We start from the raw sequence: 13760 nt of genomic DNA, 5'->3' as shown, positions 1-13760 counted from the left end.
TTTCCCCAACCATTGCGAAAGTGAGGACGATTAAACCGAAAATTTTTCGAATGTCAAACGAATGTTACTCGCCGTTAAAATCAGCGATTGGCTTTCGCCGTTTCGACCAAAACGACGCCGCTCTGTTGACAGATATTGCGGATGGAAGGCGAATCGCATTGGTCGGTAATGAAGGTATGGACCTGCGAAATCTGGCCGATACGAACAGGTGCGGTTCGTTCGAATTTGGTCGAATCCGCAACCAGGATGACGTGTCTGGCATTGGCGATGATCGCCTGCGCCACCTTGACCTCGCGGAAATCGTAATCAAGCAGGGCACCGTCAGGATCGATCGCCGAGGCGCCAATCACGGCATAATCGACCTTGAACTGCCTGATGAAATCAACGGCCGCTTCGCCGACAATGCCGCCGTCGGACTGGCGCACGACGCCGCCGGCAATCACCACCTCGATATGGTCGATCAGTCGTAATCTATTGGCAACATTGATATTATTGGTGATCACCATCAACTCGTGATGATCGGAGAGGGCTTCGCCCACGGCTTCTGTCGTCGTGCCGATATTGATGAAAAGCGAACTGTTGTTGGGAATGAGATCGGCTGCGGCAATGCCGATCGCCTGTTTCTCCGTCGCGGCGATCTGGCGTCTTGCGTCGTAGCGGACATTTTCCGTTCCGCGCGGGAAGGTTGCGCCGCCATGTATGCGCGTCAGGAGCTGTGCATCGCAAAGATCGTTCAGATCCTTGCGGATCGTCTGCGGTGTCACGGCAAACTGCGTTGCCAGATCATCGACCAGCACCCGGCCCGACGATCTTGCAAGCGCGATGATCTTCTCCTGACGATCTGACAGAAACATGCGCCCTCCCTTCGTTTCGCTTTCATCTTTAGCGAAACTTCGCTTGAGGGCAATCTCACCGGGCGTTTTGTTTGAATATGATCGAGTGCTGAAATCCCTTTGGATATTGCAAAGCTCGCCCCGCCTCTGCCTTGTTGCGCGCTTAGCGTATTATGCGATTCGCTGTCCGCGACGGGGCGGAGCATGCACGAGGGACAAAAGGAGAGTTCGATGACAGACGCCAAGAGCGGCATTACGGGACTACGGCCGCAGATTACGGTGATTGGCGTCGGCGGTGGCGGCGGTAACGCGATCAACAACATGATCGCCGAGAAACTGGCCGGTGTCGATTTCATCGCTGCAAATACGGACGCGCAGGTGCTGGCGACCTCCAAGGCATCCCGCCGCATCCAGCTTGGCGCCCATGTCACCGAAGGCCTCGGCGCCGGCTCCTTGCCGGAAGTCGGCCGCGCCGCCGCAGAGGAATCGCTCGACGAGATCATGGATCACCTGAGCGGTTCGCACATGTGCTTCGTTACCGCCGGCATGGGCGGCGGCACGGGCACGGGTGCGGCACCCGTCATTGCGCATGCGGCCCGTTCGGCCGGCATCCTGACCGTCGGCGTCGTCACCAAGCCCTTCACCTTCGAAGGCAATCGCCGAATGAAAATGGCGGAAGCCGGCATCGAAGCGCTGCGCCAGGCAGCCGATACCGTCATCGTCATTCCCAACCAGAACCTCTTCCGCATTGCCGACGCCAAGACCACCTTCGCCGATGCCTTCATGACGGCGGACCGGGTGCTCTATTCCGGGGTTGGCTGCATCACCGACCTCATCGTCAAGGAAGGCTTGATCAACCTGGACTTCGCCGATGTGAAATCCGTCATGCGCGGCATGGGCCGGGCGATGATGGGTACCGGCGAAGCCAGCGGCGAGGGCCGGGCGATGAAGGCAGCGGAAGCGGCTATCGCCAACCCGTTGCTCGACGATATCTCGATGAAGGGCGCCAAGGGCGTGCTGATCTCGATCTCCGGCGGCTCTGACATGACGCTGTTTGAGGTCGACGAAGCCGCAAGCCGCATTCGCGACGAGGTGCAGGACGACGCCGAAATCGTCGTCGGCGCGATCTTCGATCGCGGCCTGGACGGCAGGTTCCGCGTTGCTGTCGTTGCGACCGGCCTTGACGGCGCTGGTGCGACTGCTGCCGCGCCGGGCTTCACTGCCGAGCAGCTCCAGGGCCGCATGCTGCAATAGCCTGACAGGATCGCTTGACGATCAGGCGGTTTCTTTTAGCGACAACGAAAAAGAGCATCTGAGAGAGATGAGACGACTGCAGCCACGGCGCGTCTCGACTCTCTCGGCGGTAAGATGCTGAAGGCCTATGAGGTCGCCCCACCTCTGAGTTAGTGGCAACGTTCGTGATCATGTCCGGCTAGGTTTGCGCAATCGTCGGTTTTGAGCGCCGTGTAAGCCCGGCATTCGTGCTTGGACCGACGCAGGTCGTGATCCTGCGCGTCCTCGGATTGCAATTCGAGAGACGGGAGAATTAACCGCGCCCTTGGTCCGGGCGGCGAAGCGCGCAAAGCCTGGACTGGTCGCACCGGTCTCTAGCCAGTCACCCCGATCACCTCGTCGGCGGCACGCAAGCCACTTTCCCAAGCGCCATGCGCGGTCGAGAAGTCCGATTGATGTGTCGCCTCACCAGCGAAGAACAGCCGGTCGGCGACCGGTCGTGCGAGGATGGTGCGGGCGCCTGCATGGCCGGGTAGCGCATGGCTGTAGGAGCCGCGAACCCAATCCGTGTGGCACCATGACGAGGCGGCCAGAGGCCGCAGGTGGCGGCGAATATTGTTTCCGATGAGCGATGACAGCTGGTCGAGGGCGAAGGCGAAGGCGTCGAGCAGGCCGGACTGTTCGATGACGACGGCGCCCTTTCCGCCGAAGAAGCCTTCGACGAGCGGGCGGCCGAGCGGCCGGATATAATAGCTGCCGGTCTCGTCACTCCTGGCGTCGCCGAGCAGATGGGTTTCCGGCTCGAGGCCATGATTGCCGTGAAGCTCCATGAACAGCTTGTCGGCAAGGCCGAGCGGCAATTGCGCTGCAGCATGCAGATGATCATCGGCCTCTGGGTCGAAGGCGATGGTGCCGCGGGCGAGAACATTGGTCGAGACCGTGATAATCGCCGCACCCGCCGTGACCGGGCCGCGGTCGGTTTCCAGCCGCACGCCTTGACCGGTCAGGGCAATACGGCGAACCGGTGTCGACAGGCGCAGGACCACATCAGGAACGGCAGCACCGATCAGACTTCCATAGCCTTCGTGCACCCGCCAGTTGGCGTCGGTCGCGGCATTGTCATAGGCAAGGAAATCAGCGACCGACAGCCGCTCCAGCGGAGCGCCGTTCAGATAGCCGCTGAGCGACTGGCAATAGGCATTCCACTCGCCATCCGGCTCCAGCGCGTCCGACGCCCGGTCGCTTTCGGGCGGATTGGCGCGCAGGCGCTCTTCGAGCGCATCCCAGGCAGCGGCGGCAGCCTGACGTTCCTCCGGCGCAAAACCGAGATCGCGCCACTGGGTCTGCCAGGCCGTCGGCCCGCGCTCGATCGTGAAGCCGGCCGCACGGCCGATGGCGACGAGCGGATTGCGTTCGGCCGAATGCAGCCAGCCGCAACCCATGTCGAGCGGCATGCCTGACAGTTCGATCGTCCAGGCCCGGCCGCCGACGCGGTTGCTGGCTTCGAGAATGACGACCGAGCGCCCGGCATCGGTAAGCTTTCGTGCGGCAGCAATGCCCGCTGCGCCTGCGCCGATAACAGCCACGTCGTAGTCCATCGTCACCGCTCCGCCGCGTGCTTCGTCATCACCTTGATAGGCTTCAGCTTTACATCGGAGCTGCCCCCGCTTCAATGCGCCCGAAAGCCTGCTACTATGCCGACATGACCTTCTTTGAAACCCTTGTTGCCTTGCTGGCTGTCGCCATCCTGCTCCTGCAGATCACCCGTCGCATGCATCTGCCCTATCCCGGCATTCTGGCTGCTGCCGGGGTCTGTGTGGCGATGTTGCCCGGCGCGCCTGTTATCCCGATCGATCCGCCGACGGCGCTTGCCCTGTTCATCGCGCCGGTGCTCGTCGACTCCGCCTATGACTTCCCGATGGGTGCTGCGCGGCGCATGGTGCTGCCGCTGATCTTTTATGCCGTGATTGCCGTTCTGGTCACGACCGGCTTGGTGGTCTCGATCAGCATGCTGACTGTTGGCCTGCCGATTGCGGTGGCCGTCACGCTCGGCGCCATTGTTGCCCCGCCCGATGCTGCTGCGGCGACCGCCGTGCTTTCCAATCTGCCGGTGGATCGGCGTGTGGATGCGTTGCTCAAGGGCGAAAGCCTGTTCAATGACGCAACGGCGCTGTTGCTGTTTGGAGCGGCACTGACAGTCCAGGCACGAGGCGGGCTCGATGGCGCAACCGCGCTGCAGATCGGCTTTGCCGCACCCGGCGGCATTCTCTTCGGCATCGTCTTCGGCTTCTTCGTCTCACGGCTGCGGCCGATCACCGAGAATACGGTCGGCGGCACGCTGCTCCAGTTCGTCTATGCCTTTTCGACCTGGCTGATAGCCGAGCATCTGCACCTTTCGGCGGTGCTGGCGACGGTTGCGAGCGCCATGACGATCGCCACGCTTTCGACGGTCGATGATTCCCCGCGCATGCGGGTACATTCCTTCGCCGTCTGGACAACCGTCGTCTTCCTGCTGAACGTGGTCGCTTTCCTGCTCATGGGCCTGCAGGCCCGCCGTATTCTTGAATCCATGTCCGCCGACGCGCTGGAACGGGCGCTCGGTTTTGCCGCCATCGTCGTCGTCGGCGTCATCCTGGCGCGCCTGGCGATGGCCTTCCTGCTGCATGCGATCGTCGCTTCACGCCACCGGCGCGGCAATGTGCTGGCGCCGTTTACCAACGGCGAGACCTTTCTGGTCGGCTGGTCCGGCATGCGTGGCCTTGTCACGCTCGCGACCGCCTTTGCCCTGCCTGCCGATTTTCCGGAGCGGGACCTCGTCGTGCTGACGGCCTTTGCAGTCGTGCTCGCAACGCTCGTCATCCAGGGAGCGACACTCGCCCCGATGATCCACTTTCTAAAACTCGGGCGGCAGGCGGAAGTCCGCGATGAGTTCGAGGCCGCCCGACGGTCGCTTGCCGAAGCGGCATTTCAGCGACTGGAGAAGGAAGATGGTGCCGAAGCCGCGGCGCTCCGCGCGGTCAGCAAGGATCATTGGAACGCGCCGGCCAATACGGGTCAGGCCTTGCAGCTTATCCGACGCCGCGATCTGACGATCGCAGCAGTGATCGCCCAGCGCCAACGCCTCGAGGAACTGCGTGACACGGACCAGATCGGCCCGACCCAGTATCTGGAATTGCAGGAGGACCTGGACTGGAAACAGCTCTCGGTCGGCCCCGACGAGGATCGGCGCATGACCGAGAGCTAGCTCATCAAGAACGAGCGAGGCGTCGCGTCCTCAGCGGATGCTGAACGGGAAATATTTCGCGTTGATCGTATCGTAGGTGTCGCCGGCCTGGATCGTCTCCAACGCAGCATTGAGCTTGTTCAGCAACGCCTTGTCGGAAGGGCGCACGGCGATACCGGCGCCGTCGCCGAAATATTCGGTATTCTTGATATCTTCGCCCTTGAAGGCGCAGCAGCTGCCCGCTTTGGTGTTTGCGAGCCAGTCGTAGACCGCCAGCTTGTCTTCCAGGATGATGTCGACCTTGCCGTCGGCAAGGCCCTTGTAGAGATCCGGAGATGCCTGGAACACGGTCGTCGCGACGCCACTATAGAACTTCTTGGCATAGGCTTCCTGGGAGGTCGCCGCTGTCACACCGAGCCGTATGTTCTTCAGATCGTCGGGTGAAGTGCCGGCAATGCCGGACTTTTTGGGCGCGATGAAGACCGACGGGCTATCATAATATTTCTGGGTGAAGGCAACCTTTTCGCGCCGCTCTGCGCTCATCGACATCGACGAGATGATCGCGTCGTACTTGTTATCCAGCAGGTTCGGGATCATCGCCGTCCATTCCTGGATGACGAATTCGCATTTCAACTTTGCCGTCTCGCAAAGGGCCTTGGCGAAATCCACGTCGAAGCCTTGAAGCTGATTGTTGGAATCGAGATAGTTGAACGGCGGAAATGCGCCCTCGACCGCTATACGGATGCTGTCGTTTTCCGCAGCTGAGACAATAGCAGGCTCAAGAATACTTGCAGATATAAAGGCGGCAAAAGACAATGTGAGGAACTTCAGGCGGAAACCAGATATAAATCGCAACATAACATCACCTTATCTTGGAGTTATCTTGCCAACGTTGCATCGGGCAAGCGTCACGCAGCAAGCAGCCAACCACACAACGATTAAAAAGCTGATCACTTTTGCGCCGTTAATTTACGGCTGCTTGAAAAGCTTTTCGTAATCAATCAAGGCCAGTATCGGAAATTCTTGGGAGAAGGTTCCGTGTCTGCTCGTCAACCGTCACGACTATTTGCTCACAGGGCGGCCCGGGCGTCGTCCGGGTCGATATTGCTCCTGCTTGCGATTAGCGGGCTGGCAATTCTTGGGCTTGTATTCCTCGCTGCCATTTGGGCGGGGGAGGAAAGTGATGCGGCAGCCCTTGATCGTCAGCGACAACTCGTCAACAGCCGCCTTCAGGATCAAGTCCAGCGCGTGTCGCAGGACATCCAGCTGATGGGCGCAGGTTATGCCTCGCTGCTGGTGTCGGATTCAGCAACCGCGAGCGGCAAGAGCGACCGCGCTGGCGCGACATCCGCAGCGACATTCGGGAAGATCGCAACAACGGTCTTCGGCTACAACGCGGCATTCCTCGTGACCCCGGCAGGCGAGCTAGCCCTGCAATCCGATCCCGAAACGAAAAGTCGCTTCAAATGGGTGCGGCCGCTGCTTCAGCCAATGATCCGGGATCTCGAAGCAAAGCAGCACGGTGCGCCGCAGGGGCCGAGCTCCGATCCAGAACCGAGCCAGGTGGAGCTGATGCGACTTGAGGGCCGCCCTTCGGTCGCCGGCGTTGTTTCGGTCACGGGTTCTTCGAAAGTGGATACACAGGAGGGGAATGACGGCAACAGGCTCTACCTCGTGACGTTCCGCTTTCTCGACGGTATCGCGCTCGATACACTGAGCCGCGAACAGGGATTGGCCGGCRCCCGCTATGCCCGCACCGCCGATCAGGAGCAAAATGAGGTTGCGTTCCAAATAGAGGCGACGGCTACCGGAGAGCCTATCGGCTTTGTTATCTGGACGCCGGACCTGCCGGGCTCACGCGTCATCGGCCGGCTTGTTCCGGTCCTCTCCATTGCCGGCTTGGTCATTGCCGGGCTCTTCTTCGCCTTGATGGGTCGTTTGCGCCGCAGCCTTAGAGAACTCAGCGCCAGCGAACATCATGCGCGGCATCTATCGCTTCATGACGTTTTGACGGGCCTGCCGAACCGGGCGCTGTTTGCGGCTCGCTTCGAGCAATGCCTTGCGGCCATGAAATCCCCCGGCCGACGCGCCGTCCTTGCCCTCGTCGATCTCGACAAGTTCAAGGAGGTGAACGACATCCATGGACATGCCGCCGGCGACGAGCTTCTGCGCAGCGCCGTCGACAGGATGAACGCCCTGATCAAATCGGGCGATACACTTGCCCGGCTCGGCGGCGATGAGTTCGCCCTGCTTCTTCCCGATGCCAGGGAAGCCGACGAAACCCATATTGTCCTCTGCAGCGCCATCATCGAGGCCCTGAGCAAGCCGTTTCAGCTTCGCGGAGGCGACGTCGTCGTCCGCATTGGCTGCTCGATCGGCATCGCCACCTTTCGTGATACGACCCAAGCAACCAGCGAATTTTTGCGACGTGCGGATGTTGCGCTCTATGAAGCCAAGACCAACGGGCGCGGTTGCTTGATCGAGTATGAACCCTCTCTCGATCACAGGGTCGAGGCGCGGGAAAATCTCAAGAACGATCTTCGCGTCGTGCTGGAAGATCAAGCGCAGCTTTCCGGCATTCCGGACAATTCGCGTTCGGGTAATCCGGGCCATCTGGAGGTCTTCTTTCAAGGCGTGCATCGTGCCGACGCGCCTGGGCAGCTATCGGGTGCTGAGGCCCTCGTGCGATGGCGCCATCCCACCCAAGGGCTTCTGTCGCCCGACAAGTTCATCCCCGTTGCCGAGGAGGCTGGCATGATCGACCAGCTGGGCGAGTGGGTCCTCAGGAATGCCACGCAGGCAGCTGCTTGCTGGCCAGCCGGCATGTCGGTCGCCGTCAATGTTTCGCCCTCGCAAATCCGGCATCGGGACTTCGACCGCCATGTGCTTTCGATCCTGGCGGAAACCGGCCTGCCGCCATCGCGGCTGGAATTGGAACTGACGGAAGCTGCACTCTTCAATATCGATGAAAATGCGCAGGCAACGCTTGGCCGACTCCGATCCCAGGGGATCCGAATTGCCCTCGACGATTTCGGCACCGGTTTTTCGTCGCTAAGCCATCTCGTTCAATTCAACATCGACCGGATCAAGATCGATCGCTCATTCGTTGGCTTGCTTGGCGCTCAGGCAGAGGGCGCCGCCATCGTTTCCGCGATCCTGGGTTTGAGCCGTACGCTCGGAAAGGCGACGACGGCGGAAGGCGTGGAGACGGAGGGGCAGAGAGACTTTCTCGTCGCAGCCGGCTGCAACGACCTGCAGGGCTTCCTTCTCTCCCGCCCCATGCCTCTGGCCGAATTCCTGAAATCATTCCCTTCGATCGAAGCAATGAGGCCCCAGTCGGTTGCCGCATCCTATTCGCGCGGCTGATCGCTTCCGCGACAGCTCCCTCACGGCCGTTTTCCCATCATCCAGACGAGATAGGGGGCGCCTGCGAAAGCGGCAAACAGGCCGAGCGGCAGATCGTAGGGGAAGGTCACTGTGCGGGCACCGAGATCGGCGATCACCATCAGCACAGCCCCTATGACCGCGGCGGCGAAAAGCCTGCTGCCTGCCTTTTCGAAACCGGCCCGGTGGGCGATATGCGGGGCCATCAGGCCGATGAAGCTCAAGGGGCCGACAAGCAGCGAGGCGGCAGCGGTCGCAATGCCTGCCGTCAGCACCATCATCGTGCGGGCACCAACGAGCGGCAAGCCGAGCGCAAGCGCGACGGGTGCCCCGAGCGGCAGAATGGTCATCCATCGCGTGAAGATCAGGCCGACGGCTAGGATGAMGACGGCGAGGCCGGCGAGAAACGTAGCCGTTTGCGGCGTGGCGGCMGCAGCCGAACCGCCGAGCCAGGCAAGGATCTGCCAGGCACGCTGGTCGCCGACAGCAAGAAGCGCACTCAGGATCGCCGAGGAGAAGGCGCTGACGGAAATGCCGGCAAGCAGCAGGCGTTCGGGCGGCAGATGCCGGCGGGCGGCAAAGAGGGCCACAATGACGAGCACGACGATCGCACCGCCGCCGGCGCCGACGAAAAGACCAGCCGCGTCGGCATTGGCGGAGAAGCTCAAGGCAATGGCATAACCGACGCCGGCCCCACCGCTGACCCCCAGGACCTCGGGGCTTGCCATCGGATTACCGGTGAGGCGCTGCAGCATGGCGCCCGCCATGGCAAGCAGGCCGCCGGCGGCGGCAGATGCGACCAGACGCGGCCAGCGGGCGGGAAACAGTTCCCAGAAGAGCTCACCGCGGAGCAACGTCCACCCATCCGGCAGGCGGGCGATGAAGAGGGCCGCCCAGACGAGCGGCGGCAGCAGGCAGAGGATCAGGATGAGGCGCGACAGCGGCGCCCGGGAAACGACGACGCTATCGGGCGGCTGCGGCGGCTCGACGGCACGCACCTGCGGTAGCAGCCAGAGCAGCAACGGCCCGCCGATCAGTGCGGTCACCGATCCCGTCGGGAAAGTCTCGCCCGCCGAGGAAGCGAGCAGTTGCACGACACCATCGCAGAACCACAACAGCAAGCCACCGGCGACAGGCGAGAGAAGCAGGATGCTGCGTGTCGTGCGCACACCGAGAAGGCGCACGAGCGCCGGGGCGGCCAGGCCGACGAAGCTGACGAGACCGACGGCGGCAGCAACGCCGGCGCTGAGCGCCACGGCAAGGCTTGCAACGGCAATGCGTGTGCCGGCGAGTGCCACACCTAGCGAGCGCGCACTGCTATCGCCAAGACCGAGCAGGGTGAGCGGGCGCAGCAACAGGAGGGTGATGGCGAGGCCGAGCAGCAGTTCCAGGCCGAGGGTCACCGTCGCCGACCAGTCCTGCTGGCTGAGCGAGCCGCCGTTCCAGGTGACTAACGACATCAGATATTCGCCCTGCGAAAGCGTCATCGCCGCCGACAGCGCGCTGCAGGTAATGCCGACGAGAAGGCCGGAGACCACCATGGTGATAGGCTCGAAGCTGCGCCGCCAGCCGAGCAGGAAGACGATGGCCGTTGCCGCGGTCGCACCGGCAAGCGCAACAAGCGCGCGGTATCCATCGAGCACTTCGGGAAAGAACAGCGTCGCAGCGACGATCGCAAGCTGTGCGCCGGAGGAGACGCCGAGCGTCGAGGGATCGGCGATCGGGTTGCGAAGCAGGCGCTGCAAGAGGGCGCCGGCAAGCCCGAGGGCCGCACCAGCCAGAATCGCGACCGCGCCGCGCGGCAGGACAGCGTAGGCGAAAATGATCTGCTGCGTCGTCATCTGGCCGGCATCGAAGGGTAAGGACGGCCAGTCGGCGAAGGGCAGATGGCTGAGTGCCGCCCACAGGAAGAGGCCGGCGGAGGCGACAAGGGCGAGAAGCGCGGCGGCGAGTGCGGCGGGTCTCATCACGGCCTTTCCCCTGACGACAGCATCGCCGCCTTGAAAAGCCGCGTGAAGCGGGCGGCCGCCGAGATGCCGCCATAGGGATTGATATTGCCGAGCATCAGCACGCGGCCAGAGCGCACCGGCTGCAGCGATCGCCAGATCATGCTGTCCGTCAGGCCGTTACGGGCTTCGACCGGGATATCGGAGATGATGACGATGCGCGCGTCCRGCTCTACGGCGAGGTTTTCGATCGGCACGGGTGCTGCGAACGTATAGCGGGAGCGGTCCGTCCAGGCATTCGGCAGGTCGAGGCGGGACAGGATATCGCCGAACATGCTATCGGCGCCGAAGACGCGGACGTGCCTCGCATCCCCGATATTGACGAGATAGGTCGGGCGCGAGGCAAAGAACTGCAGGCTTGCGCGCGTTTCTTCGACGAGAGCTGCCTGTTCGGCTACGACCTGACGGCCGCGCTCTTCGAGGCCAAGTTGCCGTGCCAACGCCGAGATGGCATCGATCGCCTTCTGATAGGGCGGCTCGCCCCTGTTGTAGAAGGGCAGCGACAGGACAGGCGCGATCGCCCGAAAGCTCGCCTCGAACCTGACATAGAAGGGCGAAATCAGGATGAGGTCCGGGCGCAGCAGTCGCAGAAGTTCGAGGTTCGGCGATCCGCGCAGGCCGAGATCGGCAACGCTCTCGTCCAGCATCGGCTCGACCGCATCCTTGCGGAACTGCACGAGCTCGGTCGCAGCGATCGGCATGACGCCGAGAGCCACCAGCGTTTCCAGCATGGCCCAGTCGATCGCCGCGATGCGCTTTGGAAGGGATTGGGGCGTTTCCGCGAAGGTTTTTCCCGGAACAGCGAATGCCGCCAGCAGTGCAAGCGCCTGCCGACGGCTGATGCTCCGTCCATATGCGTCTTGAAATTCACTCACCATTGAAAGGTCAGCTTGCCCATCACCGTTCTGCCATCGCCATAGGTGCAGCCGAAAGAGCTGCAGCTTGCAACATAATCCTTGTCGGCAAGGTTCTTCACGTTCAGCGAGGCGGTCACATTGTCCTTCTTGTAATGCACTGCTGCATCGAAGAGGGTGATGGCGTCAAGATCGAGCGAGTTCTTGGTATCGCCGTAGCGCTGGCCGACATAGCGCACGCCACCGCCGAGACCGAAGCCTTCAAGCGCCGTATCCTCGGGGAAGGTGTAGTCGAGCCAGAGGCTGGCGGCATGTTCAGGCACATTGTCCGGACGATTTCCGTCGTCGATGCCGCCGACGATTTCAGCCTGCATGTAAGTGTAGGCAGCGCGCAGATCGAGGCCGTCGGTCAGGCTGGTGACTCCTTCGAGCTCGATACCCTTGACGTCGACCTCGCCGATCTGCCCCGTCGTCGTGCCACCGGACGGCAGCGCGATTGTCGTCAGAACATTCTTCTGCTTCAGGTCATAGGCGGCGACAGTGAAGAAACCGTTCCAGCCCTCCGGCTGATATTTGACGCCGACTTCCACCTGTTCGCCCGTCGTCGGCTGCAGCGGCCCGCCGGTCGCCGGCACAGGCACTGGCTCGAAGGAGGTGGCATAGCTGATATAGGGCGCAATTCCATTGTCGAAGACATAGCTGAGGCCGGCGCGTCCGGTCAGCTTCTGGTCGTCCTTATTAAGGGGGCGCGATACGCCGGTCAGCCGGTTCGTCGAGGTGCCCTCAGTGCTTGCCCAGTCCTGGCGAAGGGCGGCCGTCGCGCGCCAGTTTTCATAGGCAAGCTCGTCCTGCACGTAGAGGCCGACCTGGGTCATCTGCGAGTCGACTTTGGTGCTGACCGTCGGCGCAATCAGCTTGACCGAGCCATAGACCGGATTGAAGGCATCGAGCGGCGTGGCGCGCCAGAACTGGGTGCCGACATTGTTGTCGTAGTAGCGGTAATCCAGTCCGAACAGCATCTTGTGCTGGATCTCGCCGGTATCGAATTCCGCAAGCAGGTTATTGTCGACGTTGAAGGTGTTGAGCAGCTCATCCTGGATGGTGGCGTTGCGGTTGATGGTCCGCCCGCCCGTAAGGCCTGATGTCGCCATTCCGAGCGCCTTATAGTTCCAGTCGAAATTCTGGTAGCGGAGGTTCTGGCGGAAAGTCCAGGTATCGTTGAAGCGGTGTTCCAGCTCATAGCCAAGATTGGTGAGCGTCCGGTCGGACGTGTCGAAGCTCTTGTCGCCAACGAAGAAATCCCGCGACAGGCGGTTTGCGCCCGTCGCATTGAGCGTGAGCTGCGGCGGCAGGCCGGATGGCGTGCTCGGATTATCGTGCTGGATGCTGGTGAGGATCGTCAGCTTGGTATCGTCGTCCGGCTGCCAGGTGAGCGCCGGAGCGATGAAGTAGCGGTCATTGTCGAGTTCGCCGACCTGCGCCGAGGCCGTCCTTGCCAGACCCGTCAGACGATAGGCGAAATCGGAATTGCCGGGCATGATGTCGCCGAAATCGAAATAGGTGCCATAGGTGTCATAGCTGCCAGCCTGTACGCCGACCTCGCCGAAACGTTCGAAGACCGGCCGCTTGCTGATGAGATTGATCATGCCGCCCGGATTGCCCTGGCCGTATATGACCGACGCCGGGCCACGCAGCACTTCGATACGCTCGAGCTGATAGGGATCGACCGCTGGGGCACCTGCGGTGCGCATCATTCGCAGTCCGTTCAGGAATTGCGCCTGACGGCTGTCGAAGCCGCGGATACGCGGGGAATCAAAGCGCGGATCGGCGCCATAGGGCTCGCCGACGACCCCGGGCACATAATCGAGCGCCTGGCCGACGGTTTCGGCACCCTGCGACTTCAGCTGGTCAGCCGTCAGCACCGAGATGGATTGCTGGGTTTCGAGGAGCGGCGTACCGGTCTTGGTGGCAGTCGCACTCGTCCTTGCGACAAAACCCCTAACCGGCGCCGTCGGGTCCTCATCCTTGGAGCCGCTGATGACGATCGGGGCGAGTGTCGTCGGATTGACTTCCTGCGCAGTAGCCGGAAACAGCGGCGCCAGAAGCGCGCTTGCCAGCGCCGTCGTCGAAACGAATTTGAGCAGGTGAGGAGAACCAGTCATCGAAAGCCCGTTATATTGGAAAACTGGATTTTTCTAATCATGTTATTTTTCCAAGGTCCAATAAA

At 62.0% G+C, this 13760-nt stretch carries 9 protein-coding genes; 3 read left to right on the top strand and 6 right to left on the bottom strand.

The window, feature by feature from the left end:
- Positions 1 to 80: 80 nt before the first annotated feature.
- A complete protein-coding gene (locus AC1DNW_RS21850; RefSeq protein ID WP_477854325.1) occupies positions 81 to 854 on the bottom strand; it encodes a DeoR/GlpR family DNA-binding transcription regulator in 774 nt (257 codons plus the stop codon).
- Positions 855 to 1064: 210 nt separating this feature from the next.
- Between AC1DNW_RS21850 and ftsZ the strand changes: the two genes are divergently transcribed.
- Entirely contained in the window at positions 1065 to 2087 is a 1023-nt protein-coding gene (gene ftsZ / locus AC1DNW_RS21845) for a cell division protein FtsZ (protein WP_477854324.1), read from the top strand.
- Positions 2088 to 2440: 353 nt separating this feature from the next.
- On the opposite strand, the gene AC1DNW_RS21840 is transcribed toward ftsZ, so the two are convergent.
- Positions 2441 to 3664 carry a flavin monoamine oxidase family protein gene (locus AC1DNW_RS21840; protein WP_477854323.1) on the bottom strand — a complete coding sequence of 408 codons (1224 nt, stop codon included), beginning with the start codon at positions 3662 to 3664 and terminating at the stop codon, positions 2441 to 2443.
- A 104-nt stretch (positions 3665 to 3768) separates the two neighbouring features.
- Here AC1DNW_RS21840 and AC1DNW_RS21835 point away from each other — a divergent pair, with 104 nt between their 5' ends.
- On the top strand, positions 3769 to 5310 hold the full coding sequence (locus AC1DNW_RS21835) for a cation:proton antiporter (RefSeq protein WP_477854396.1): 1542 nt from the start codon (positions 3769 to 3771) through the stop codon (positions 5308 to 5310).
- 30 nt (positions 5311 to 5340) lie between these two features.
- Here AC1DNW_RS21835 and AC1DNW_RS21830 read toward each other — a convergent pair whose 3' ends face one another.
- A complete protein-coding gene (locus AC1DNW_RS21830) occupies positions 5341 to 6147 on the bottom strand; it encodes a transporter substrate-binding domain-containing protein (protein ID WP_477854322.1) in 807 nt (268 codons plus the stop codon).
- A gap of 390 nt (positions 6148 to 6537) precedes the next feature.
- Between AC1DNW_RS21830 and AC1DNW_RS21825 the strand changes: the two genes are divergently transcribed.
- Complete coding sequence (locus AC1DNW_RS21825; RefSeq protein ID WP_477854321.1) at positions 6538 to 8655, top strand: bifunctional diguanylate cyclase/phosphodiesterase; 2118 nt, start codon at positions 6538 to 6540, stop codon at positions 8653 to 8655.
- Positions 8656 to 8675: 20 nt separating this feature from the next.
- On the opposite strand, the gene fhuB is transcribed toward AC1DNW_RS21825, so the two are convergent.
- Genes fhuB through AC1DNW_RS21810 form a run of 3 tightly spaced genes read right to left on the bottom strand, consistent with a single transcriptional unit; the run spans position 8676 to position 13695 of the window.
- Complete coding sequence (fhuB, locus tag AC1DNW_RS21820; RefSeq protein WP_477854395.1) at positions 8676 to 10640, bottom strand: Fe(3+)-hydroxamate ABC transporter permease FhuB; 1965 nt, start codon at positions 10638 to 10640, stop codon at positions 8676 to 8678.
- A complete protein-coding gene (locus tag AC1DNW_RS21815; RefSeq protein ID WP_477854320.1) occupies positions 10640 to 11557 on the bottom strand; it encodes an iron-siderophore ABC transporter substrate-binding protein in 918 nt (305 codons plus the stop codon). Before AC1DNW_RS21815 ends, fhuB begins: the two co-directional genes overlap by 1 nt.
- A complete protein-coding gene (locus tag AC1DNW_RS21810; protein WP_477854319.1) occupies positions 11551 to 13695 on the bottom strand; it encodes a TonB-dependent siderophore receptor in 2145 nt (714 codons plus the stop codon). The genes AC1DNW_RS21815 and AC1DNW_RS21810 overlap by 7 nt, the downstream gene beginning before the upstream one ends.
- Between the last annotated feature and the right edge of the window lie 65 nt (positions 13696 to 13760).

The sequence above is a fragment of the Rhizobium sp. 05L429 genome, from assembly GCF_056397645.1.
The sequence above is the reverse complement of the archived record's forward strand: the minus strand, read 5'-3'. Positions and strand labels throughout refer to the sequence as shown.

Coding starts and splice junctions, on each gene's coding strand:
- AC1DNW_RS21850 (WP_477854325.1), bottom strand. CDS start 854: ATGTTTCTGTCAGATCGTCAGGAGAAGATCATCGCGCTTGCAAGATCG.
- ftsZ (WP_477854324.1), top strand. CDS start 1,065: ATGACAGACGCCAAGAGCGGCATTACGGGACTACGGCCGCAGATTACG.
- AC1DNW_RS21840 (WP_477854323.1), bottom strand. CDS start 3,664: ATGGACTACGACGTGGCTGTTATCGGCGCAGGCGCAGCGGGCATTGCT.
- AC1DNW_RS21835 (WP_477854396.1), top strand. CDS start 3,769: ATGACCTTCTTTGAAACCCTTGTTGCCTTGCTGGCTGTCGCCATCCTG.
- AC1DNW_RS21830 (WP_477854322.1), bottom strand. CDS start 6,147: ATGTTGCGATTTATATCTGGTTTCCGCCTGAAGTTCCTCACATTGTCT.
- AC1DNW_RS21810 (WP_477854319.1), bottom strand. CDS start 13,695: ATGACTGGTTCTCCTCACCTGCTCAAATTCGTTTCGACGACGGCGCTG.